Origin of the sequence: Brenneria corticis (assembly GCF_003115855.1) — a bacterium.
Lineage (GTDB): Bacteria > Pseudomonadota > Gammaproteobacteria > Enterobacterales > Enterobacteriaceae > Brenneria > Brenneria corticis.
Window position 1 is genome coordinate 130935 of the sequence record NZ_KZ819084.1, and the last position, 21532, is coordinate 152466.

General features: G+C 61.1%; 21 protein-coding genes. 5 read left to right on the top strand and 16 right to left on the bottom strand.

Going from position 1 to position 21532, the window contains the following annotated elements; translation table 11 throughout:
• Positions 1-22 precede the first annotated feature (22 nt).
• The 5 genes from DDT56_RS15800 to DDT56_RS15820 all read right to left on the bottom strand — a co-directional run bounded on the left by DDT56_RS15800 (position 23) and on the right by DDT56_RS15820 (position 5802).
• On the bottom strand, positions 23-337 hold the full coding sequence (locus tag DDT56_RS15800; RefSeq protein ID WP_246856798.1) for a cupin domain-containing protein: 315 nt from the start codon (positions 335-337) through the stop codon (positions 23-25).
• A gap of 124 nt (positions 338-461) precedes the next feature.
• Positions 462-2186 carry a dipeptide ABC transporter ATP-binding protein gene (locus DDT56_RS15805; protein ID WP_136167393.1) on the bottom strand — a complete coding sequence of 575 codons (1725 nt, stop codon included), beginning with the start codon at positions 2184-2186 and terminating at the stop codon, positions 462-464.
• 20 nt (positions 2187-2206) lie between these two features.
• Positions 2207-3124, bottom strand: a complete 918-nt coding sequence (locus DDT56_RS15810) for an ABC transporter permease (RefSeq protein ID WP_136167394.1) — start codon at positions 3122-3124, stop codon at positions 2207-2209.
• 1 nt (position 3125) lies between these two features.
• Positions 3126-4109, bottom strand: coding sequence for an ABC transporter permease (locus tag DDT56_RS15815; RefSeq protein WP_136167395.1), 984 nt, complete (start codon positions 4107-4109; stop codon positions 3126-3128).
• 64 nt (positions 4110-4173) lie between these two features.
• Positions 4174-5802 carry an ABC transporter substrate-binding protein gene (locus tag DDT56_RS15820; protein WP_210417039.1) on the bottom strand — a complete coding sequence of 543 codons (1629 nt, stop codon included), beginning with the start codon at positions 5800-5802 and terminating at the stop codon, positions 4174-4176.
• Positions 5803-6002: 200 nt separating this feature from the next.
• Between DDT56_RS15820 and DDT56_RS15825 the strand changes: the two genes are divergently transcribed.
• Genes DDT56_RS15825 through DDT56_RS15835 form a run of 3 tightly spaced genes read left to right on the top strand, consistent with a single transcriptional unit; the run spans position 6003 to position 9626 of the window.
• Positions 6003-6902, top strand: a complete 900-nt coding sequence (locus DDT56_RS15825; protein ID WP_136167397.1) for a MurR/RpiR family transcriptional regulator — start codon at positions 6003-6005, stop codon at positions 6900-6902.
• A complete protein-coding gene (locus DDT56_RS15830) occupies positions 6886-8169 on the top strand; it encodes an NAD(P)/FAD-dependent oxidoreductase (RefSeq protein WP_136167398.1) in 1284 nt (427 codons plus the stop codon). The genes DDT56_RS15825 and DDT56_RS15830 overlap by 17 nt, the downstream gene beginning before the upstream one ends.
• A gap of 26 nt (positions 8170-8195) precedes the next feature.
• Positions 8196-9626 (top strand): aldehyde dehydrogenase family protein, encoded by a 1431-nt coding sequence (locus tag DDT56_RS15835; RefSeq protein ID WP_136167399.1) that lies wholly within the window; start codon positions 8196-8198, stop codon positions 9624-9626.
• An 86-nt stretch (positions 9627-9712) separates the two neighbouring features.
• Here the strand turns inward: DDT56_RS15835 and DDT56_RS15840 are convergent, their stop codons facing one another.
• The 10 genes from DDT56_RS15840 to nac form a co-directional block, all read right to left on the bottom strand.
• The gene (locus DDT56_RS15840) at positions 9713-10555 is read right to left on the bottom strand and encodes an ABC transporter substrate-binding protein (protein WP_136167400.1); all 843 of its coding nucleotides are present in this window, start codon (positions 10553-10555) and stop codon (positions 9713-9715) included.
• Between the two features lie 36 nt (positions 10556-10591).
• On the bottom strand, positions 10592-11329 hold the full coding sequence (locus tag DDT56_RS15845; protein WP_136167401.1) for an amino acid ABC transporter ATP-binding protein: 738 nt from the start codon (positions 11327-11329) through the stop codon (positions 10592-10594).
• 18 nt (positions 11330-11347) lie between these two features.
• Positions 11348-12091 (bottom strand): amino acid ABC transporter permease, encoded by a 744-nt coding sequence (locus DDT56_RS15850; RefSeq protein WP_136167402.1) that lies wholly within the window; start codon positions 12089-12091, stop codon positions 11348-11350.
• Positions 12092-12095: 4 nt separating this feature from the next.
• Complete coding sequence (locus DDT56_RS15855) at positions 12096-12797, bottom strand: amino acid ABC transporter permease (RefSeq protein ID WP_136167403.1); 702 nt, start codon at positions 12795-12797, stop codon at positions 12096-12098.
• Positions 12798-12830: 33 nt separating this feature from the next.
• Complete coding sequence (locus DDT56_RS15860; RefSeq protein ID WP_136167404.1) at positions 12831-13583, bottom strand: SDR family oxidoreductase; 753 nt, start codon at positions 13581-13583, stop codon at positions 12831-12833.
• Between the two features lie 141 nt (positions 13584-13724).
• Complete coding sequence (locus tag DDT56_RS15865) at positions 13725-14489, bottom strand: LamB/YcsF family protein (RefSeq protein ID WP_136167405.1); 765 nt, start codon at positions 14487-14489, stop codon at positions 13725-13727.
• Between the two features lie 10 nt (positions 14490-14499).
• A complete protein-coding gene (locus DDT56_RS15870; protein ID WP_136167406.1) occupies positions 14500-14898 on the bottom strand; it encodes an acetyl-CoA carboxylase biotin carboxyl carrier protein in 399 nt (132 codons plus the stop codon).
• Positions 14899-14922: 24 nt separating this feature from the next.
• Positions 14923-15891: a 5-oxoprolinase subunit C family protein gene (locus tag DDT56_RS15875; RefSeq protein ID WP_136167407.1), complete on the bottom strand. Its 969-nt coding sequence runs from the start codon at positions 15889-15891 to the stop codon at positions 14923-14925.
• A complete protein-coding gene (pxpB, locus tag DDT56_RS15880; RefSeq protein ID WP_136167408.1) occupies positions 15888-16559 on the bottom strand; it encodes a 5-oxoprolinase subunit PxpB in 672 nt (223 codons plus the stop codon). Before pxpB ends, DDT56_RS15875 begins: the two co-directional genes overlap by 4 nt.
• A 131-nt stretch (positions 16560-16690) precedes the next feature.
• Positions 16691-17611, bottom strand: a complete 921-nt coding sequence (gene nac, locus DDT56_RS15885; protein ID WP_136167409.1) for a nitrogen assimilation transcriptional regulator NAC — start codon at positions 17609-17611, stop codon at positions 16691-16693.
• A gap of 305 nt (positions 17612-17916) precedes the next feature.
• On the opposite strand from nac, the gene DDT56_RS15890 reads away from it, so the two are divergent.
• Entirely contained in the window at positions 17917-19125 is a 1209-nt protein-coding gene (locus tag DDT56_RS15890; RefSeq protein WP_136167410.1) for an aspartate transaminase, read from the top strand.
• A gap of 29 nt (positions 19126-19154) precedes the next feature.
• Positions 19155-20681, top strand: coding sequence for an MFS transporter (locus DDT56_RS15895; RefSeq protein WP_246856799.1), 1527 nt, complete (start codon positions 19155-19157; stop codon positions 20679-20681).
• 89 nt (positions 20682-20770) lie between these two features.
• On the opposite strand, the gene DDT56_RS15900 is transcribed toward DDT56_RS15895, so the two are convergent.
• A complete protein-coding gene (locus DDT56_RS15900) occupies positions 20771-21280 on the bottom strand; it encodes a metallophosphoesterase family protein (protein WP_136167412.1) in 510 nt (169 codons plus the stop codon).
• Between the last annotated feature and the right edge of the window lie 252 nt (positions 21281-21532).

Below are 21532 nucleotides of genomic sequence, written 5' to 3' on the forward strand. Positions count from 1 at the left end.
CGGCGGTCTGTGCGCCGTGCTGTCAGGAGAGCGCGCTCTGCGCGTCAATCAGCAACAGCGTTCCGTCGCTTCCGGGCAAAACGCGGTGCGTTTTGCCGCGGGGAATAAGGTAATAATCGCCTGACTTCATCTCAATAAGCTGGCCTTCTACATCAAGTTGCAGGTTGCCTTCAATCAGAATCAGCGCCTCTGCGAAATCATCGTGGCGTTCTGCGGGAATCCCGCCTTTATCCATGCGGATAAGCTTGATATTGGCCTGACCGATGACGCCGAGAATGCGTGACTTCCAGGTTTCAGGCAGGGATGAGGCTTCAAGGGTTAGGGATTTTGCGCGCAATGGGAACTCTGCTCGAATCATGCCGGATGCGTAATATAAAAAATTTCCCGACCGCATCCAAACACGTAAAACGGCATTAGATAGTATGGTTGCGGGATTGCCGGGGCATCGACTAAAAACCGCCCTACAGACGGGGTATCAGCCGTAACAGCTTCTGCGTATAGGGATGTTGCGGATGGCTAAACAGCGTATCCGTCGCCGCGACTTCGCAGAGCTTGCCATGGTGCATAACGGCGATGCGATCGCACATCTGCCTCACCACCGGAAGGTCGTGGCTGATAAATAACATGGTCAGCCCGAGTAATTCCTGCAAGTCCTTGAGCAGGTTGAGGACCTGTGCCTGGATGGATACGTCGAGCGCCGAGGTCGGTTCGTCGCAAATAAGGAAGCGCGGCCGCGTGGCCAGCGCTCGCGCTATTGAGATACGCTGACGCTGACCGCCGGAAAACTCATGGGGAAATTTATGCCCCGCCTCCTGCCCGAGTCCGACGAGCTCAAGCAGGTCGGCGACCACCGCCGCGCGTTCCCGCGGGGTTGCCGTCAGACCGTAATGGGCGATGGGCTCGGCGATAATGGCGTCGACGCGCATGCGCGGATTGAGCGAAGAGTAGGGATCCTGAAAGATCATCTGGATTGGCTGATCCATACTTCTGCGGCGGGCGCGGCCTTCGGCGCCGTCCAGGGCGATGCCGTCATAGGATAATGTTCCGTCCGACGCCTGGTAAAGGCCGGCCAGGATACGCGCCACCGTCGATTTGCCGCTGCCGGATTCGCCGACCAGTCCCAGTATTTCTCCCTCTTTCACCTCAAGGTTAAGGTCGCGCACGGCGTCGAAATAACGCCGCCGCCCGGGGAAGATAGAGCGCCGCGTCAGAAAGCGCATCCCTATCCCTTTCATTTCCACCAGCGGCCGGGCGCGCTCATCCGCCGCGCTCGGCGCCGCGGTAGCGCGCTGTCCGAGCCAGTGGGTGCGCGCGTCGAACCGCGGCGCGGGTTGCTGCGAACCTTCGATAAAATCGACCCGCGGAAAGCGGGTGAATTTCACATCGGCGCTCGGCACCGCGCCGATTAGGCTGCGGGTATAGCGGTGAAGCGGCGCGCGGACAATCTGAGCGGTTTCTCCGCATTCCACAATATGGCCGCGATACATGACGGCGACCCTGGCGGCGGTTTCGGCAATCACCCCCATGTCGTGGGTGATAAGCAGCACCCCGACGCCGCGCTCGGCCGCCAGCTTTTTAATCAGCGCGAGGATCTGCGCCTGGACGGAAACATCAAGGGCGCTGGTCGGTTCGTCGGCAATGATAAGGTCGGGATTGCTGCAGAGTACCAGGGCAATCACCACGCGCTGGCGCATGCCGCCGGAAAACTGGTGCGGATATTGGTTCAGCCGCCGCTGCGCATCGCTAATGCCCACCTGTTCCAGCAGCGCGGCCGCATCGCGCCGCGCCTGGCGGCGTCCGACCCGGCGGTGGGCGCGTATGGTTTCCGTCAGCTGCTGTCCGATGGTATAGAGCGGATTGAGACTGGTCAGCGGGTCCTGAAAGATCATCGAGATGCGCCTGCCGCGCACGGCGCGCATCGCGCCGGCGTCGAGATTGTCGATGCGCCGGCCTTCGAGTTCGATCGTTCCGGACGCGATCCGACCAGGGGCATCAAGCAAGCCCATAATGGCGCTGCCGATAGTGGACTTGCCCGCGCCCGACTCCCCGACCAGGCCGAGGATTTCGCCGTGATGGATATCCAGATCGATGTCCTCCACCGCGGTGAACGTATTTTGCCGCCCGGGATACTCGACCTTCAGCCCCCTGATGACGAGCAGCGGCGTTTTTCTATCCGTAGTTTGCATGGAAAAGCGTGCTCCTGCGTTTATCTCAGTTTCGGATCCAGCGCATCGCGCAGCCGGTCGCCGAGAAGGTTGACGGACATCACCAGCAGCGCCAGCACCAGACCGGGGAACATCACGATCCAACGCTCGCCGGAGAAAAGGAAACTGTTACCGATGCGGATCAGCGTGCCAAGGGAGGGCTCGGTGGCGGGCATGCCGACGCCGAGGAAGCTGAGCGTCGCCTCGCCGAGAATGGCGCTCCCCAGGTTAATCGTGGCGATAACCAGAACCGGTCCGAGCACATTCGGCATGATGTGTTTGAACAGAATCGCCCCGGCAGGACGGCCGATGATGCGCACCGCCTGTACGTATTCCCGATTCTTCTCGACCATGGTCGAGGCGCGAACGGTGCGCGCCACCTGCGGCCAGATGGATAGGGCAAGGGACAGGATAATAACGAAGAGCGCGAGGCTGTCGTGCTCTTCACGCGGCAACAGACCGCGGGTGATGCCGTCCGCCAGCAGGGCGACCAGAATGGCGGGAAAGGTCATCTGAACGTCGACGACGCGCATGATGACCGCATCCGTGAAACCGCCGGCATAGCCGGCGATCAGGCCGAGCGTGACGCCGAGAATGGCGGCGATGGCAACCGCGATGAAACCGACGGCGACCGAGGTGCGCGTGCCGTAGAGGATGGCCGACAGCAGATCTCTGCCCTGATCGTCGGTGCCGAGCGGGAAACGCCACTCTCCGTCCTGATGCCAGACTGGCGGCAGGAGCGAGTCCATCAGATCGATGGTTTGCGGGTTGAACGGATCGTGGGGGGCGATAAACGGCGCCAGAAGCGAGCATACCATCAGCAGGGCGGCGGTGAGCGCCGCGCAAACGATAAGGGGCGATGAGGTGAACTGATACAGCAGGCCGCTCCCGAACGTATTAGCCCGTCGTTTGTTCGTCATGTTAATTTCTCCGCAGGATATTGTCGCTACGCAGGCGCGGATCAACCAGGTAGTAAAGCAGGTCGACGATAAAGTTGATAATGACGAAGATCGCCGCGACCAGCATCAGGTAGGCGGACATCAGGGGAATATCCGCCGTCGAGATGGCCTGCAGGAACAGAATGCCGATGCCGGGCCATTGGAACACGCTTTCCGTAATGATGCCGAAGGCGATAATGGAGCCCAACTGCAGGCCGGCGATGGTCATCACCGGCACCAGCGTATTCTTCAGCGCATGGACGAAATGGATCGAGCGATTGCTGAGGCCGCGGGCGCGGGCGAACCTGATATAGTCGGCGCGCATCACTTCGAGCATTTCGGCGCGAATAAGCCGCATGATGAAGGTGAGCTGGAACAGACCGAGCGTGAAGGCGGGCATCAGGATGGACTGCCAGCCCGACCAGGTGAGGAGGCCGGTAGACCAGCCGTTGAGGCTAACCACTTCCCCCCGTCCGAAGGTCGGCAGCCAGCCGAGTTCAACGCCGAAGATGAGGATCAGGATAATGCCGATGAAGAAGGTCGGCAGGGAGATCCCGGCCAACGAAACGATCATCAATAGCTGGGTCAGCCGGCTTCTCGGGTGTAGTCCGGCATAGACGCCCATCGGCACGCCGATCTGCACGGCCAGCAGCAACGCCAAGAAGCTTAATTCCAGCGTCGCCGGTAGCCGGTCGGCGAGCAATGAAGCGACAGGCTGCCCCATCTGCCAGGAGAGACCGAAATCGCCGTGCAGCATTCGCGCGACGAAACCGGCGAACTGTACGGGAAGCGGATCGTTAAGGCCGAGCTGGGCGCGAAGCTGCGCGCGTTCGGCAAGCGAGGTATCCTGGCCCACCATCTGCGCCACCGGATCGCCGATGTAGCGGAACATCACAAAGGCGATCATCGCGACGGCCAGCATGACGATGCCGGCCTGAACCAGGCGGCGCAGCAGAAAACTGAACATGGATCGCCCTCATTTGCGCCGCAAGACCGGCGGGCCGTGCCGCCGGTCTTGCGGCGGATGACAATTACCGGTTAACCCGCACGTAGCGCCAGTCGAAGATGTCGTCCGGGCGCTGCTTCAGCTCGATGCCGTCGCGAACGCCCCAGGCGATCCATTGCTGGTGGAGCGGAATATAGGCGATGTCGTCGGTGGTAATCCGCCATGTCGCCTCGATTAGCGTATTCCGTTTGGCCTGATCCGTTTCGGACAATATCTGGTTGGCGAGCTTATCGACTTCGGGATTGCAGTAGCCGCCATAGTTGGACTTACCGTTGCTGACCTTCTCGCGTTGCTCCTCTCCCCAGGCTCGCGCGTCCGGCGAGACGCGCGGGCACATATGCAGCGAGTTGATAGGCGCCCAGCTGTCGAAGCTCGGCGGCGTCGAGCCGATAAGGCCGACGCTGAAGTCGAGCTTCGGCGCGAAGACTTTCTCGAAGAATTTGGTTTTGGTCTGGGCGTTGAGCTTGACCTTCACGCCGACTTTGGACCACATATTGGCGACGGCGACGCAGATGGCTTCGTCATTGACGTAGCGGTCGTTCGGGCAATCAAGCCCCAGTTCGAAACCGTTCGGATAGCCCGCCTGCGCAAGCAGCTCCCTGGCCTGCGCCGCGTCGTAGCCGAGACGCTTGAAATCCGGGCTGAAGCCGTTGATGCCGGGGGCGATCATCAGCGCCGAAGGGGTGGACATGCCGCGCATCACTTTCTTGTTGATCGTTTCGATGTCGATGGCGCGGTACAGCGCTTCGCGCACGCGGTGGTCCTTGAGCGGATTTTTGCCTTTGACGTTGGAATAGAGCAGTTCGTCGCGGAATTGATCCAGAAACAGGTAAATGGTGCGCAGCTCGGGACCGACAAGCATATGCGTGCCGGCGGTCCGTTCGACGCGCTCGATATCCTGAACGGGAACCGGGAAAATGACGTCCAACTGGCCGGACAGCAGGGCCGCAACGCGCGTCGAGGCGTTCGGGATCGGGGTGAAGACGACCTCGGTGACATTGCCGGGACGCGACGCATTGCCCCACCAGTCGGGATTGGCCTTAAGCGTGGCGCGGATACCCGGTTCGCGCGAGTCGAGCTGGAAGGGGCCGGTGCCGTTTTCATGCCGGGTCGCATAGTTTTCCTCGCCGCCGCCCGTTTTGTCAGGTGCGCCGATGTTGTGCTTCGCGGCCCAGCTTTTGGACATCATGTACCAGTTGCCCCACTGATAATGGAGGGTCGGATTCGGCGTTGTGGTGACAAAGTCGACCGTGTAATCGTCGACTTTGATAACCTTGGTGTCGGGCGCCAGCCTGTTCTTGAAATCCGAAGCGCCGGAACGGATGCGTTCGGCGGAATAGAGCACATCATCGGCGGTAAAGGGGCTGCCGTCATGAAACTTCACGCCATGGCGCAGGTGGAAACGCCAGCGTAGCGGCTCGACCATTTCCCAGCTCTCGGCCAGCGCCGGCTCGATAGAGAGGTCCGGCGCCCGCCGTATCAGTCCTTCATAGACATTGCCGAGAAACCCGGTGGTGAATGTTTCGTCAATGGCATAAGGATCCATTGATGTGATGTCGCCCTGCGAAGCGAACCGCAGCCTCTCCGCGCCGACGTGGAATGTGGCGGCACACAGGAGAACGGCGGTGATATTGAGTAAAAGCTTGTTGCGCACGTCAAACATCCCCCTTTTATTGTTCTGCCGATAAGCGTGAATCGCCCCGCGATGAGCGGGCCGACCTGCTGGAAATCGAGGCTTAATAATTTGGGATAACTCGCCCGTGCGTCAATGAACTTATGTAGCATTAGATATCAAAATTGGTTCTTTGTTATAATATTTACAATATTGTACAAGTAGTGGCGGAGGAGGACGGCATGGCAATCAAGAATAAACTCACTGAAAGCGGGCGGAAGCTGACATCGGCCGAGACCAGGGTGGTGCGTACGCTGCTGGCGAATTATCCCTCGGCGGGGCTTTCGAGCGTCGCCGGGTTCGCGCAGCGCGCCGGCGTTAGTGTGCCGACCATTCTCCGCTTCGTGGCCAAGCTCGGCTTCAACGGCTATACCGCCTTTCAGGACGCGCTGATCGACGAGGTGAGTGAGAAGCTCAATTCGCCGTTATCCATGTTCGATACGCAAAGCATTGCCGCGCCGGGGGCGGGGGGATATGCCGATTTTATGCGCAATCTTGCGGTGGCGCTGCAACAGGCGGCGGACGATTTTCGCGAGGATGAGTTCGAAGCGGTGCTCGATCTGCTCGGTGACGAGCGTGCGACAGTTTACTGCATCGGGGGGCGTTCCAGCTCTACGCTTGCCCTGCGCCTGTCTCTGCTGCTCGGTCAGGTGCGGCCCGGCGTTTTCTTTATCGAAAATGAGTCAACGCGGCTGTTTGACCGGGTGACGGATTTCACTAGCCAGGTGACTCTGGTGGTGTTTGATTACCGGCGCTATCAGGCCGATATCGTGGAATTCGCCCGTCTCGCCAAAGAGGCTCGGGCGCGTATCGTTCTTTTCACCGATCGCTGGCTTTCGCCGATCGGCAATTTCGCCGACCAGGTTCTGGTTTCTCCGGTTGAAAGCCTTTCGGCCTTCGATTCCCGCGTGGTGGCTTTCGCCCAATGCGAGGCGATTATCGCCGCCCTGAGCAAACGCCAGCCCGATCGGGTGCGCGACCGCCTTGCCTCAATCGAGACGCTGCGCGGCAAGGGCAGCAGGCAAATCCACCGGGTCGAATATAACCCTAAGGACGTTCAGACAGATGCTGATTCAGCGTAATCTTTATGAGCAAACCTCGCCCGCCGCGCCGGAAACGGCGCCTTTAGCCGGCGAGCACGAGGCGGATTTCGTCGTTATCGGCGCGGGCTATACCGGCCTGACGGCGGCTATCCATGCGGCCGGGCAGGGCACGAAGACCCTGGTGCTTGAGGCGGAGGAGGCGGGATTCGGCGGTTCCGGCCGGAATCACGGCCATTGTGTGCCGGTGTTCGGCTTCACCGATCCGCAGGGATTTATCGAGAAACTGGGCCGGGAACGCGGCACGCGCTATGCCAGCCTGCTGGTGAATTCGGGCAAGACGGTTTTTTCGCTGATAGAGCGGTACGGCATCGATTGCGAGGCGGCGCCGACCGGCGCGCTCCAGTTAGCTCACCGCCCAGCGGCGATGGAGCGCTTGAAGCGTCAGCACGATTTCTATGCTGAGCTGGGCGTCAAACCGCAGCTTCTCGATCGCCAACAGGTCACGGCGATGACCGGGTCGGACGCCTATTACGGCGGCTGGATTCACCCGGATGGCGGCCATCTCAATCCTCTGGCCCTGACGCGCGGACTGGCACGCGCGGCAATGCGGGAGGGCGCGGAAATTTACACCCGTTCCCCGGCGCTTGCCATCGCGCGGGAAGCCGGCGTCTGGCGCGTGACCTGTCCGGGAGGAAGCGTCCGGGCGAAGCGGATCGGCATCGCCACCAATGCCTATACGGCGCGCCTTTTCCCGCCGCTCGGGCGTTCCTATTTCACCATGTCGGCCTATGCGCTGGCGAGCGAACCGCTCGATCCGGCGTTGCGCCAATACCTCCTTCCCGGCAACCAAAGCGTCGGCGATACGCGGCCGGACGTGCGCTATCTGCGTTTCGACAGCCAGAATCGATTGATTGTCGGCGGGCTTATCGAAACCATCCGCGGGCGCAATATAGAATGGAGCGCCAATTTTATGCGCCGCCGTTTCTGCGAGATCTTTCCGGCGCTGCAACAGGAACTGCGATGGAGCGCGTTCTGGTCGGGCAAACTGGCGATCAATCTGGACCGGCAGCCGCATCTCTATAACCCGGCGCCGGGGCTCTATGCGCTGGTCGGCTATTCCGGGCGCGGCGTGCCGCTGGCCACCGCGCTGGGCGAAGTGCTGGGGGAGGCCGGGTGCGGCGTGGCGGCAAAGGAGTTGCCGATGGCGATTTCCACGCTCAGGCCGCTGCTCGCCGCGCCGCTGCTGTCCGCCGTCGTGCCGCGTCTGCGCGGTCCGATTAATCGTATTCATTCCCTGTGGGGATAACTTTCCCTCTGACGTGAGGCCGAATTATGAAAACGACGGATTTCTACATCAATGGAAAATGGGTGGCGCCGGCGGCCGGCGTTCCTTACGACATCGTGAACCCGGCGAGCGAGCGGCCGTGCGCCGCGATCAGCCTGGGGAACGCCGAGGATGTCGACCGGGCCGTTCGCGCCGCTCGTCGCGCTTTCGCCGGCTGGAGTGAAACGCCGCACGATAGGCGGATCGCCGCGTTACAGCGTTTGCAAAAGATTTACGACCGGCGTTTTGAGGAGATGGCCCAGGCGATTTCCAGCGAAATGGGCGCGCCCATCAGCTTTGCCCGACGGGCGCAGGCGGAGGCGGGGCGCAGCCAGATCAACAATTTTCTCATCGCGGCGCGCGATTATCTTTTCGAGCGGCCTATGCATCCAGACGGTTCCGGCGATTACATCCTGCGCGAGCCAATCGGCGTGTGCGGCTTGATCACCCCGTGGAACTGGCCTATTAATCAGATCTGCCTCAAGGTGTTGCCCGCGCTCGCCGTCGGCTGCGCCGTTATTCTGAAGCCTTCCGAAGCGGCGCCGCTGTCGGCGCTGCTCTTTGCCGAGATGATCGACGAAGCCGGCTTCCCCCCCGGCGTCTTCAATCTGCTCAACGGCAGCGGTCAGACCGTTGGAACGGCGCTGGCCGCGCATGAGGATGTCGATATGATCAGTATTACCGGCTCCACGCTGGCGGGTATATCGGCGATGCGAACCGCGGCGCAGACCGTCAAACGCGTAACGCTCGAACTCGGCGGCAAGGCGCCTAATATCGTCTTTGCCGATGCCGATCTGGAAGACGCCGTTATCCGCGGCGCCAACGCCTGCTTCTCGAACAGCGGCCAGTCCTGCAACGCCCCTACACGCATGCTGGTGGAAAAGCGGGTTTACCAGCAAGCGGTGGCTATCGCCTCCCGGGTAGCGTCTGAAACGCTGGTGGACGAGCCGGCGAAAGAAGGCGGACATATCGGCCCGGTGGTCTCCCGGCGACAATATGACCGCATCCAGGCGTACATTGAAGCGGGGATCGCGGAAGGCGCCCGGCTCGTCGCGGGCGGCCCCGGTCGTCCCGACGGGTTGGATCGGGGCTACTATGTGCGGCCCACGGTTTTTGCCGACGTCGACAACGGCATGCGTATCGCCCGCGAGGAGATCTTTGGGCCGGTGCTGTGCCTGATCCCCTTCGACTCTGAGGAAGAAGCGGTGGCGATCGCCAATGACTCGCCCTACGGCCTCAACGCGCAGGTTCAGACCGCGAACCGCGAGCGGGCCCGGCGCGTTGCCCGCCGGCTGCGCGCCGGCATGGTACAGATCAATGGCGCGCCACGGGCCTCCGGCACTCCGTTTGGCGGCTATAAACAGTCGGGCAACGGCCGTGAAGGGGGCGTCTGGGGACTGGAGGAATATCTTGAAATAAAGTCGGTGAGCGGTTGGTGACCCGAACGGGAATAACGTTCAGACCGCTGACCGAGTTCGGACTTATTCCCGTCTTTAGCCGCAAGCCAGGGCGCGCGCCGACCACTCTATTCCAGCGGCACGAATTGCAGGCTGGACAGCGGCTGCACCTTCTCTTCGCGCACCATTTTGTAATCGGTATCCGGCCCAATCCAGCGGTTCCAGATTTGATCGATTTCGCCGGAGTCGTCCATGGTTTTAAGGCTGCTGTTGACCTTCGCCAGCAGCGCCGGCTCGCCCAGTTTTAAACCGACGGCCACCGGCTCCAGCGCCATCGGTTCTTTGACGATGGCCAGATCGATCCCCTCTTTTTTCGCCTGCATAACCAGCTTGGTGGCGGTCATATTGTTGGTGACGAAGCCGACGGACTTATTCTGTTGCAGGGCCAGATAGGCGGATGCGGTGTCCTGAAAGGTGACCGGCCTGGCGTCCGCCATGCGGATGGACTGCTCCGACGTCGAGCCTTTGGTGGCGCTGATGCGTTTGCCTTTAAAGTCCGCCGGGGTCTTTTCCGCGTTGGGGCTTTTGACCACCAGCACCTCTTTGGCGATGTAGTAGGGATCGCTGAACTGAATTTGCGTCGCGCGCGTTTTGGTATACGCCAGATTGGCGATCAGCACGTCAACCCGGCCGGTGGTGAGGACGGCGATGCGGGCTTCGACGGAGACCGGCATCAGGTTGAGCTTCAGCCCCAACTGCTTGGCCAGCGCGCCGCACAGATCCACATCCATGCCCACCAGCTGACGGGTTTGCGGATCGGGCGAGGAAAAGGGCGGTACGTCGGAGTAAACCCCGCAGTTAAGGGTGCCGCGGGTTTGAATATCCGCCAGACTATCGGCGCGCGACGGCAGGGCGGCCAACATCAAGGGTACTGCCAGCATGACCACACTCAATTTATTGACGTTTTTCATAGCATTTTGCTCCGGTAGCTAAAACAGGCGGTAGAGTTAGTGTTGACGCAGATCGGCCAGAAAACGCTGCGCCCGAGGGTGTTGCGGCCGGGTAAAGAATTGTTCCGGCGGCGCTTTTTCCAGTATTTTCCCGGCATCCATAAACCAGACGGTGTCGGCGACGTCGCGGGCGAAGTGCATTTCATGGGTGACGCACATCATCGTCATGCCGTCTTGCGCCAGATCGCGCATCACGTTTAACACTTCGCCGACCATTTCCGGGTCCAGCGCGCTGGTCGGCTCGTCAAACAGCATCACCGGCGGCTTCATCGCCAGGGCTCGGGCGATGGCTACGCGCTGCTGCTGGCCGCCGGAGAGATGGGCCGGATAGGCGTCGGCCTTATGCTCAAGACCGACGCGCTCCAGCAGTTCCAGCGCCTGCTTGCGTACCTCCGCGCGCTTCAGCCCCAGCACTTTTACCGGCGACAGCATGATGTTTTCCAGCACCGTAATATGCGGAAACAGGTTGAAGCTCTGGAAAACGAAGCCGATGCGGGTACGCAGCTGGTTAAGGCGCGTACTGGAGCCGTGGATATCGTGGCCGTCGAACAGGATCTGGCCTTCTTCGATAGGCTCCAGGCGGTTAACGGTGCGAATAAGGGTTGATTTTCCCGAGCCGGACGGCCCGCAAACCACCACCACTTCGCCGCTGTTTATTTCCGCGCTCAGGTCCGTCAATGCCTGATAGTCGCCGTACCATTTATTGACCCGGTTAAACATAATCATCGGAATCATGCGGATACTCCTCTCGAATTAAGATTTTGCGGCCGACAGGGCGGCTTTTGCCGCCCCGGATGGCGACGGACCCAGACGTTTGCGGGCAATACGCTGTTCCAGACGATTCGCCAGCAGAGTCAGGCTGTAGCAAATCACGTAGTAGCTGAGCGCGACGATGGCGAACACCTCGAACGGCTTGGTAAGCAGCTGGTTATTGACCTGGTTGGCGGCGAACGTCAGTTCCTGGACGTTGATGACGTACCCCAACGTACTGTTTTTGATGATCGACACCAGCTGGCTTAGCAGGCTGGGCAGCATGTTGTACAGCGCCTGGGGCAGAAGAATCAGGCGCAAGGCCTTGAGGTAGCTCATGCCCATGGCGCGGGACGCTTCATACTGGCCGGAAGGCAGCGCCTGAATGCCGGCGCGTACGATTTCGGCGATGTAGGCGCTTTCATACACCACCAGGGTGCACAGCATGGTGGTAAACCCGTCGATGTTGCGCCCCAGCAGCAGAGGAACGCAAAAATAGGTCCAGAACACCACCATCACCAGCGGAACGCCGCGCAGTACGTACACCCAGACGGTGGCGGGATAGCGCAGCCAGCGGAACGGCGAGATGCGCGCCACGCCCAGCACGACGCCGATCGGGAAGGCGAACAGCATCGCCAGCAGCGACAGCAGCAGGGTGCAGACAATGCCGCCCAAAGGGCCGTTGGGATATTGGCCGACCAGGAATAGCATCCAGTTTTGCTGAACGATCGAGAAAAAATCGAGCATGGCGTTACCTCGCTAAGGCGCGTTGATAGCGCTGGGCCAGCACCGCCCCGGCGCCCATCAGCAGCAGGGAGCATGCCAGGTAGGCAAGGGAAGAGAGCAGGTACGCCTCAAAAGTACGGAAGGTGTAGTTTTCAATTTCACGCGTGGCGTAGGTCAGCTCCGCCACGCCAATCACCATCGCCAGGCTGGTGTTCTTAAACAGCAATACCGTATGGTTGATAAGCGCGGGCAGGGCATTGCGTACGCCCTGCGGCAGGATCACCAGCTGCATGGCGCGCAGATACCCCATCCCCAGCGCGCGCGAAGCTTCGGTTTGACCGTCGGGAATGGCGCGCAATCCGCTGCGGATGTCCTCGGAGAAGTAGGCCGCCTGGCACAGTCCCAGGGCGATAAGCGAGAAAACGAACTCGGTATTGAAATCGCTCAGCCAGATCTGCAACGACTCGGGCAACAGGGTCGGAATGGCGAAATACCACATCATTAGCTGGACCAGCGTCGGCACATTGCGATGATAAGAGACGTAGGCGGCCACAAATGCCGTCGCCAACCGTTTGTTCGTCAGGCGCAGCACCACCAGCAACATCGCCAGCGCCATTGCCAGCAGCCAGGAGCCCAGGGCCAGTTGCAGCGTCAGCTTTATGCCCTGTACCAGCATCTCGGCGTATTGCCCGTGCAGGATGACGCCAAAATCAAGCGTGTTGTTCATCGCCGTTCCCTCTCCATTCGCTATCGCGCCCCATCAGCAGGCCGCATCATCCGGGCGCATCGTCGACAGTCCGCCGGGCACCTGTAAGGTCGGGGTCAGTTCTATGTGTCCGATATTGACGGCGACGGGGGCGGCGATGCTGAAGGCGATGGCATCGGCGACATCCCTGGCCTGCGGCAGTTCAAAACCGTCGATAAAGCGTTTACGCGCCTCCTCGGCGTCGCCCAGTACGTTGCCGAAGATCTCGGTGGCCACCCGGCCGGGACAAATTTCGGTGACGCGCACCCGTTTGCCGTAGACGTCGATGCGCAGCTGGCGCGACAGCATATGCACCGCGGCTTTGGTGGCGTGGTAAATGGTATTGCCGTTGAAGTTATACACGCCGGCGATGGAGGAGATATTGATGACGTGGCCGCGGTCGCGTTCGACCATGCCGGGCACCAGCAGGCGGGTTAAATGCAGCACGGCGCGCAGGTTGACGTCCACCTGGCTATCGATGTTGTCTGCGGCGGAATCCAGCAGGGAACCTGAATGGGAAACGCCGGCGTTGTTGACCAGAATATCAATTTCCAGCCCCGCGCACAGCCGGGTCAGGGCGGCGGTGTCGGCGATATCCAGCGCGTGCGGAATGCAGCCGGTACGTTCCGCCAGCGCCGCCAGCTGTTCCCGACGTCTGGCGACCGCGTGTACCCTGATGCCTTCGCGGCACAAACGTTCGACAATGGCCTCGCCCAGGCCGGCGGATGCGCCGGTGACCAATGCGGTTTTATAATCTGAAAATGGCATAGCGTGAACTCCCCTGACGTTAACAACCGTTTGCCCGGAGGCAATACGCATAAATGGACTGTAACCAGTAATCGATAGGGCGGATAAGACATAAAGCTTTTGTGGCAATAGGGCTGTCTTATAGTTTCCCCGCGGTAATCGCTAATGGCGCGAAATCGGTACGATTTTTATCCCCAGCGCCTCTATGTCGCGGCGCAGTTGCCGCGCCAGCGTCAGGGCGCCCGCGGTATCGCCGTGCAGCAGGATAGAGGTGACGGACATGGGCAGAATGTCGCCCTCAATGCTTTCCACCGTTCCCTGCGTCAGCAGGCGGATAACCCGTTGGCTAACCTGCGCCACCTCGTGGATCACCGCGCCGGGCAGGCCGCGCCGGACCAGCATGCCGTGGCGGTCGTAGGCGCGATCGGCCAGAAAGGTGGTGGCAACCTTAAAGCCCAGCCGGCGGGCGCTGCGCTCAACGGCGTTGCCGGCGGTGGTGCTGATAATCAGGCCGGCGTCGAAGGCTTTCACCGCCTGCAACAGCGGCAGGGCAAGCTGCGGATCTTCGGCGGCCATATTGCCCAGCGCGCCGTGAAAGCTCATATGGGTCATGGGGTAATGGGCCGCGCGGGCGAAGCCCGACAGCGCCCCCAGTTGATAGGTGACGTAGTGCGTCAGCGTATCCGTATCAATCTGCATGCGACGGCGGCCGAAACCGAGCAGATCGGGGAAACCGACGTGCGCGCCCAGATCAACCTGGTGCGCCTTGGCCAGGCGAACGCTGTCGGCCATGATGGCGGCGTCGCCGGCATGAAAGCCGCAGGCCACGTTGGCGGAGGAGATTAACGGCATCAGGGCGCGGTCGTCCGCCATGGTGTAGTCGCCAAATCCTTCGCCAAGATCGGCGTTCAGATCGATGATGGTCATCGTGTGCTCCTTATGGTTCCTGAGACAGGGTCATGAGTTCAGTGCCGTACTCCACCACGCAGCCGTCGGCGACGCAGAGCTGCCGCACCGTCCCGCCGGCGCTGCTGCGCACCGGCAGCAGCAGGTGGCCGACGCCGAGCAGAGCGACCAGCTCGCCGGCGACGACGGTCGCCCCCGGTTTGGCGATGACCTGTCCATTAAGCGGATGGCTAAACCAGACGATCCCCGGCCTTGGCGCGGCGATCGTCGTGCAAGCGGGCTGCGGCGCCGCCTTTGGCGCGACCTCGGCCGGCCGGGACGCGTCGCAGCGCATGCGTACCCGGCAGCGGCCGTCGACGATTTCAATATCGCGCAGCCCGGACTGACTCATCCTGCTGGCGATCTGGCGTAGTTCAGCAATGGCTAACATCTCGTCACCTCGGTAAATGGGGGATTAATCCGCGTAGCGGCGGTGGCAGTCGATCTGCTCGATCGCTTTTTGCAGATAGGCCTGCTGTTGCCGTTCCGCCTCACGCGCCTGCTGATGGTCGACCTGGAGAAAGCGTATCCGGCCGCCGACGGGAATTTGCCCCAGCAGCCACATATCGGCGTCAATCACCGTGCCGAATTTGGGATAACCGCCGCTGGGCTGCGCGTCGCGCATTTGAACGATCGGCAGGCCGTTATGGGGCACCTGGATCACGCCGGGAATAATGCCGTGCGAGCGCATCTCCAGCGGGACTTTCGCCACCAGCGGCTCGCCCGCCAAACGATAGCCGTAGCGATTGCTCTGCGGGGTGATGCGCCATGCCTGACTCCAAAACGTCTGACGCGACGCTTCGCTGAACGCGCCGTATTCCGCGGCGGGCAGCACGCGGATCGTCGGCTCCGGGGTATCCGCCGCCCCCAGCGCCAGCCACGGCGGAACGATGCCGAAATCCACCGGTCCGCGCTGTTGCGGGGCCGCGGCGCCGAGCCGGTCGCCGTTTTGCAGGCCGCGGCCCTTGAAACCGCCGAATTCGCCGCGCAGCTGCGTGCTGCGCGAACCCAGCACTTCCGGCACGTCGACGCCGCCGGGCAGATGCAGATAGGCGCGGGCGGTGTGGCTCGACGCGTGTAGCGTCAGGCGCTGCCCTTTGCGCGCCTGCGCGCTCCACCAGAAAGGGAGCGCCGCGTCGTCCAGCATCACCCGGCCGTCATGGCCGGTGACGGCGAAACGGCAGTCGTCGGTAAAGCGCGCCTGGAAGGGGAACAGCGGAATTTCAATCGCCGCGGCGTTGGCGTCGTTGCCCAGCAGGGCGTTGCCCAACCGCAGGGCCAGCGGATCCATCGCTCCCGCGGCGCCGACGCCGTAGTGCAGGCTGCCGCTGCGCCCCAGATCCTGCACGCTGCTGAGCGGGGTGGTTTTTTCTATTACGATCATGCGCGCACCCTCACGGCTTTGAAGGCGATGTTGTCGCCTGGCGATAGGGCGACCGGCGGCTGCGCGTATGCGTCGAAGAAGGTGAAGTCCGTATGACCGATGGTGTTCCAGCCGCTGGGGCCCGCCGAGGCGGAAACGCCGGTTTGCAGCCCGCCGATGGACACGGCGCCGCCGGGAATGCTCAGCAACGGCGTCTGGCGCCGCGGCGTGGCGATGGCGGGGTCCATATTGCCGAGATAGCAGTAGCCGGGGTGGCTGCCGAGGGCATAGACCGGGTACAGCGGGGCGCAATGGCGGGCGACCACGTCGCTGACGCTCATCCCGGTGTGCTCGGCGACGTCTTGCAGATGCGGGCCGAATTCCCCCCCGTACTCCACCGGCAGTTCGATGGTTCTTCCCTGCAAGACCTTGCGCTCATTCCGCAGCCACTGCTTGAGGAGCCGGGTAAACAGCGATTCCGGCTCCGCCGGCGAGCGGCGCAGCACCAGCATCAGATTATTCATGCCGGGAACGGACTCCGCGACCTCCGGCAGATCGTCGGCGTAGTCGGCCAGCGCCCAGATGCGCTGCTGGTTTTCCAGCCCCAAGGGGCCGGGCGCTTCAAATAACAGCGTCCTTGTCCCCAATAAGCTCAATTGCGGGTTATCCCACCGTTGTGCGAGATCCATCGTTAACCTCTTATGACCCTGATAGCGGATGCAGGGCTTTTGCTGAGTGATAGCGGCACTGTAACGTGCCGTTTAACGCTCCACTAAGAGGGTTTCCTTGTGTGGTAATAAGGGAGACTTATTATTCATCGCTAGGCCAGGGCCAGCGGGCGATTATCGGGCGTACGCTGCGCCATCAGCGACAGCAGTATGTTTTTCACCGCCTGCGCCGGCTGGGAAAGCGGCAGATGATCGGACGCGCAGAATGACAGCGGCGCCTGAATATCCGGGTTGATGATTTTCGCCATCCAGGCTCCGGCCGGCGCCAGCAGGGCGCGCGCGGCGGATTCCGGCAGCACGGTGGCGCCATGGCCGCTGGCCACCGCCGCCGTCAGAGTGGTGGCGGACTCGATTTCGCACACCACCCTTCCTACCAGGCCGCGCGAGGCAAAGGCCTCATTGACGATTTTGCGCATAAAGTTGTAGGACTGAGGCAGAAACAGATCCTGTTTCGCCACCTGCTCCAGTTCGATGGTATGGCCGGCGGGGATTTCAGGGCCGCTGCTGACCAGATAGAGATCCTCTTTCATCAACGGGATAAACGACAGACCGTGGATATCACGGTTGCCGTACAGCACCGCCATGTCCATGCGTCCGCTCATAATCAGTTCGCTCAGCGTGGTGCCGAAGTTTTCGTTGTAATAAAGCAGGATGCCGGGGTGCTGTTGCCTGACCGCCTCAAACAGCGGCAGGGCCAGATTGGTCGCCGCCGTGCCGGGCGCCAGCCCCACGGACACGGTGCCGGAAAGCTGCAATGCGGAGCCGTCGATGGCGTTTTGCGCCCGCTCGCACTGACGCAGAATCGCCTGGGCGTGGGTATACAGGATCTTGCCGGCATCGGTGGGCGTGACGCCGCGCTTGGTGCGGATCAGCAACTGCTGCTTCACTTCGCTTTCCAGCGTGGCGAGCTGCTGGCTTAACGCCGGCTGGGCAATATGCAGAATGTCAGCAGCCTGAGTTAAACTGCCGATATCGACAATTTTCACAAAATACTTGAGTCGCCTGAGATTCATGGTGATCGCCCTCGTTGTAAAAGACCTTATCCACGCTCAAGCAATCCTTAAGCCAATTTTTGTTATGCCGCGGCCTGTTTTTATTTAACTTATTGTAAATAAATAATTATTAATTATTTTCGTCAGCCGGATGGACGGGCGGGAGCAGCCGGCAGACTCTCCTCGTGCACGGTGATGATGCATTTATGCTATCGCTGACGCCTATCCATAAGCCAACGCGATTGAACCAGAACAAACTCCTCTTGGCGCGGCGGCGAGTCTCTCCATTACCGTATTTTCCATCCATACGGCATCAGGAGCTCGTTATGAGTGCAATTCATATCGCTTCACGCATTACCCGCATAAAAACTTCGCCCAGCAGCACCGCGGCCGATCGCGCCAACGCGTTGCGCCGCGCGGGCAGGTCCATCGTCAACCTGGTGACCGGCGAGCCGGATTTCGATACGCCGGAGGTTATCCGCCAGGCGGCCAGTGCGGCGATAGAGCGGGGAGAGACGCGCTATACCCAGAATAACGGCACGCCGGCGCTGCGCCAGGCGATTGCCGACAAGTTCCGGCGGGAAAACCGGCTGCATTTCGCGCCGGACGATATTATCGTCACCTGCGGCGCCAAGAGCGCGATTTTCAACGCGCTGGCCGCGACGCTGGAACCGGGCGACAAGGTATTGATTCCGGCTCCGTTCTGGGTCTCTTATCCCGATATGGTACTGGCCTGCGACGGCGAACCGCTGATCGTTCCCTGCCAGGAAGAACACGGCTTTAAGCTGACGGCGGAGCAACTGCGCGCCGCCATTACGCCCGACTGCCGCTGGCTGTTGCTGAACTCGCCCAGCAACCCCAGCGGCGCGAGCTATTCCGAGGACGAACTGCGGGCGCTGGCGGACGTGTTACTGGATCACCCCAGGCTGGCGATCATGACCGATGATATTTACGAGCACATCCGTTTCGACCGCGTCGCGCCCACCCATCTGCTGGCGGTGGAGCCCAAACTGGCCGACCGCACGCTGGTGGTCAACGGCGTGTCGAAAACCTATGCCATGACGGGCTGGCGCATCGGCTACGCCGCGGGGCCGCAGGCGTTGATTAGCGCCATGGGAACGCTGCAATCCCAGTCGACCAGCAACGCCTGTTCCGTCAGTCAGGCGGCGGCGCTGGCGGCGCTGGCCAGCGGCAGCGAATTTATCGAGCGCAGCCGGGAAATCTATCGCCAGCGGCGCGACCGGATGGCGGCGGCCGTCAATGACATCCCCGGTCTGAGCTGCCGGTTGCCGGACGGCGCTTTTTATCTTTATGTCAGCTGCGCGGGCATTCTGGGGCGTCGGACGCCGCAGGGCGAAACCCTGAACAGCGACAACGACGTCGTGCTCTACCTGCTGGAGAGCGAAGGGGTGGCCGTGGTGGCCGGTGCGGCGTACGGCATTTCACCGTACTTCCGTCTGTCCATCGCCACGGATATCGATACGCTGCTTGAAGGCGCCAAACGTATGGCGCGCGCCGTCGCGCAGCTGCGGTGAACCAGGCGACGGGGGCCACGGGGAGGGCGATGATGGGCCAAACAGCGACGCCCGCGCCGTTAAGTTTTCGCCGCGCTTTGCTGGCCATGCTGGGACTGTCGCTCACGCTGATGCTCTCGGCGCTCGATCAGACCGTTATCGGCAACACCATGCCCTATATCGTGGCCGATCTTGGCGGCTTCGATCTCTATGCCTGGCTGGCGACCGGCTATTTACTGACGTCGATCGTCACGGTGCCGATTTTCGGCCGGCTGGGGGATTACTTCGGGCGCAAATATTTCGTGGTGGCCGCCACGCTGCTATTTACCCTCTCCTCGCTGCTGTGTGCCCAGGCCGGCAGCATGCTGATGCTGGTGGTCTGGCGGGCTTTGCAGGGCGTCGGCGGCGGCATGCTGATCGGCACGGCGTTTGCCTGCATTCCGGAACTTTTCCCCGATATGCGCCGCCGGCTGCGCTGGCAAATTCTGCTCAGTACCGCGTTCAGCATCGTCAATGCTCTGGGACCGACGCTGGGCGGCGTGCTGACCGAACACTACGGCTGGCGGGCGGTATTCTATCTGAACGTGCCCTGCGGCCTGGCGGCGTTGGTCATTTCCTGGCGCTATCTGCCTTATTTCAAGCCGTCGCAGCGGCAGGGGATTCGTCTTGACTGGCTGGGGGCGCTGTTGGTCATGGCGCTGCTCGGCTGTCTGCAACTGGGCGTCACCGGTTTGTCGACGCGGATGAATACGCTGGGGGTTATCGCCCTGCTGTCGGCCTCGGCCCTTGCTCTGCTGGCGCTGATCGGGCAGCAAAAGCGCGCCGTATCGCCGTTGCTGCCTCCCGCCCTATTTGCCCCGGGCACGCTGCGGCAACTGTTTATCCTGTCGACGCTGGCGGGCGGCGTGATGTTCACCTTGCTCTATTTTACGCCGCTGCTGTTCCAGGGGGGCTATGGCTATTCCGCGCAGCAGGCGGCTTTACTGCTCACCCCGATGGGGGTGAGCATAACCGTCGGCGCCATTATCAACGGACGCATCGTCACCCGGCTGCGCAACCCGGTGCTGTTGCCGACGTGCGGGTTCCTGCTGCTTGCCGCCGCCTGCCTGGGGCTGGCGCTCTGCGGCGCGGAGGGCGGTTTCCGCCGCTTGCTGCTGCTGATGCTGATGGCCGGGGTGGGGCTGGGCTTTATTTTGCTTAACCTGACCATCTTTACCCAAACGCTGGCGCCGGGCGAGCATCTGGGGATCGCCACCGCATTGCTGCAATCATTTCGTCTCGTCGGCGGGCTGCTCGGCACGGCGGCGACCAGTTTGTTGTTCAATACGCTTTATCACGCGCTATTACGGCGCACCACCAGCGAAAGCGCCTGGCTGCGCTGGGCGGACCCCGGCAAACTGCTGGGGATGACGGCGCAGGGGAGCTCGGGGGAGATGATGGCGGCCCGCCATGCGTTGATCAATGCCGTTGACGTCGGCCTGGCGGCGTGCGCGGCCATTGCGCTGATTGCCGCGGGCATTACCTGGCGCCTATCCACTATCGTATTGGTTTCGTCGCCGGGATCGCGGGCGGCCTGACGCGCGCCGCCTGGCGCCGCTTCAGGCAAAATCCCCCTGGTTTAACCGGCGGTAGAGTGCCAATGCGGCGCAATAAATGGACGATAAATTTATTCTTTCACAATACTGAATTTATCCACCAGAAATACCCGTCTGGCCTCGCCCTTCGATAAATCGCCGGAGACCTGGTAGACCGCTCCCGTCAGCTTATTTCCCTCTATGGTATAGGTGGCGAAATTCTGCTCGGAGCTGTCACGATAATTCTCGTGTTTATTTTTGAATCTGGCGGAGCGTTGCGGCTGATAGCCGATTTCAAACAGATTGTTGTAATGCTCTACCTGTTGTTGCGTCAGCCAATTAAGTTTGGGACGCACTTTATGGATATGCTCGTTGAATTTTTTGGGGAACAGATCTTTCTTGTCCAGACCATATTCGTCATGATTACCGGGAACCACGGCCAGGCTCATTTGTAAAAAACCTTTTTGCGAGCGGGCCATAAGATCAAGCCACTCATCTTCCGCTTCGGCAATTTCAACGAAATCCCCCGTATGCAAGATGAAATCGGCATGCGGCGCGATTTTTTGCGCCTGACGCGTCGGCGGCCTGAGCCATATTGACATTTATCCCGCTCAATAATAGTGAAAAGATAAATGCTTTTGATAAGGCGTTCGCTGATTTATGCCTATTTTCCATAAGAGTTAACCTTATATTATCGCTAATTCCCAGACTATGGCTTGTGCCGTTTTTCAGCCGACCAGATAAATGGTTGGCGCCATCCCACGGCTATTCCTTAGCCATTTATGTGATGTTATAACAGTCGTTTGTGACATAATCATGATAGGGCCGAGCGCCACGGTATCTTATTCGCCGGG

Excerpts from the sequence above, each read along its gene's own strand:
- DDT56_RS15805 (WP_136167393.1), bottom strand. The coding sequence starts at position 2,186 with ATGCAAACTACGGATAGAAAAACGCCGCTGCTCGTCATCAGGGGGCTG.
- DDT56_RS15810 (WP_136167394.1), bottom strand. The coding sequence starts at position 3,124 with ATGACGAACAAACGACGGGCTAATACGTTCGGGAGCGGCCTGCTGTAT.
- DDT56_RS15815 (WP_136167395.1), bottom strand. The coding sequence starts at position 4,109 with ATGTTCAGTTTTCTGCTGCGCCGCCTGGTTCAGGCCGGCATCGTCATG.
- DDT56_RS15825 (WP_136167397.1), top strand. The coding sequence starts at position 6,003 with ATGGCAATCAAGAATAAACTCACTGAAAGCGGGCGGAAGCTGACATCG.
- DDT56_RS15830 (WP_136167398.1), top strand. The coding sequence starts at position 6,886 with ATGCTGATTCAGCGTAATCTTTATGAGCAAACCTCGCCCGCCGCGCCG.
- DDT56_RS15835 (WP_136167399.1), top strand. The coding sequence starts at position 8,196 with ATGAAAACGACGGATTTCTACATCAATGGAAAATGGGTGGCGCCGGCG.
- DDT56_RS15840 (WP_136167400.1), bottom strand. The coding sequence starts at position 10,555 with ATGAAAAACGTCAATAAATTGAGTGTGGTCATGCTGGCAGTACCCTTG.
- DDT56_RS15845 (WP_136167401.1), bottom strand. The coding sequence starts at position 11,329 with ATGATTCCGATGATTATGTTTAACCGGGTCAATAAATGGTACGGCGAC.
- DDT56_RS15850 (WP_136167402.1), bottom strand. The coding sequence starts at position 12,091 with ATGCTCGATTTTTTCTCGATCGTTCAGCAAAACTGGATGCTATTCCTG.
- DDT56_RS15855 (WP_136167403.1), bottom strand. The coding sequence starts at position 12,797 with ATGAACAACACGCTTGATTTTGGCGTCATCCTGCACGGGCAATACGCC.
- DDT56_RS15860 (WP_136167404.1), bottom strand. The coding sequence starts at position 13,583 with ATGCCATTTTCAGATTATAAAACCGCATTGGTCACCGGCGCATCCGCC.
- DDT56_RS15865 (WP_136167405.1), bottom strand. The coding sequence starts at position 14,489 with ATGACCATCATCGATCTGAACGCCGATCTTGGCGAAGGATTTGGCGAC.
- DDT56_RS15870 (WP_136167406.1), bottom strand. The coding sequence starts at position 14,898 with ATGTTAGCCATTGCTGAACTACGCCAGATCGCCAGCAGGATGAGTCAG.
- DDT56_RS15875 (WP_136167407.1), bottom strand. The coding sequence starts at position 15,891 with ATGATCGTAATAGAAAAAACCACCCCGCTCAGCAGCGTGCAGGATCTG.
- pxpB (WP_136167408.1), bottom strand. The coding sequence starts at position 16,559 with ATGGATCTCGCACAACGGTGGGATAACCCGCAATTGAGCTTATTGGGG.
- nac (WP_136167409.1), bottom strand. The coding sequence starts at position 17,611 with ATGAATCTCAGGCGACTCAAGTATTTTGTGAAAATTGTCGATATCGGC.
- DDT56_RS15890 (WP_136167410.1), top strand. The coding sequence starts at position 17,917 with ATGAGTGCAATTCATATCGCTTCACGCATTACCCGCATAAAAACTTCG.
- DDT56_RS15895 (WP_246856799.1), top strand. The coding sequence starts at position 19,155 with ATGATGGGCCAAACAGCGACGCCCGCGCCGTTAAGTTTTCGCCGCGCT.
- DDT56_RS15900 (WP_136167412.1), bottom strand. The coding sequence starts at position 21,280 with ATGTCAATATGGCTCAGGCCGCCGACGCGTCAGGCGCAAAAAATCGCG.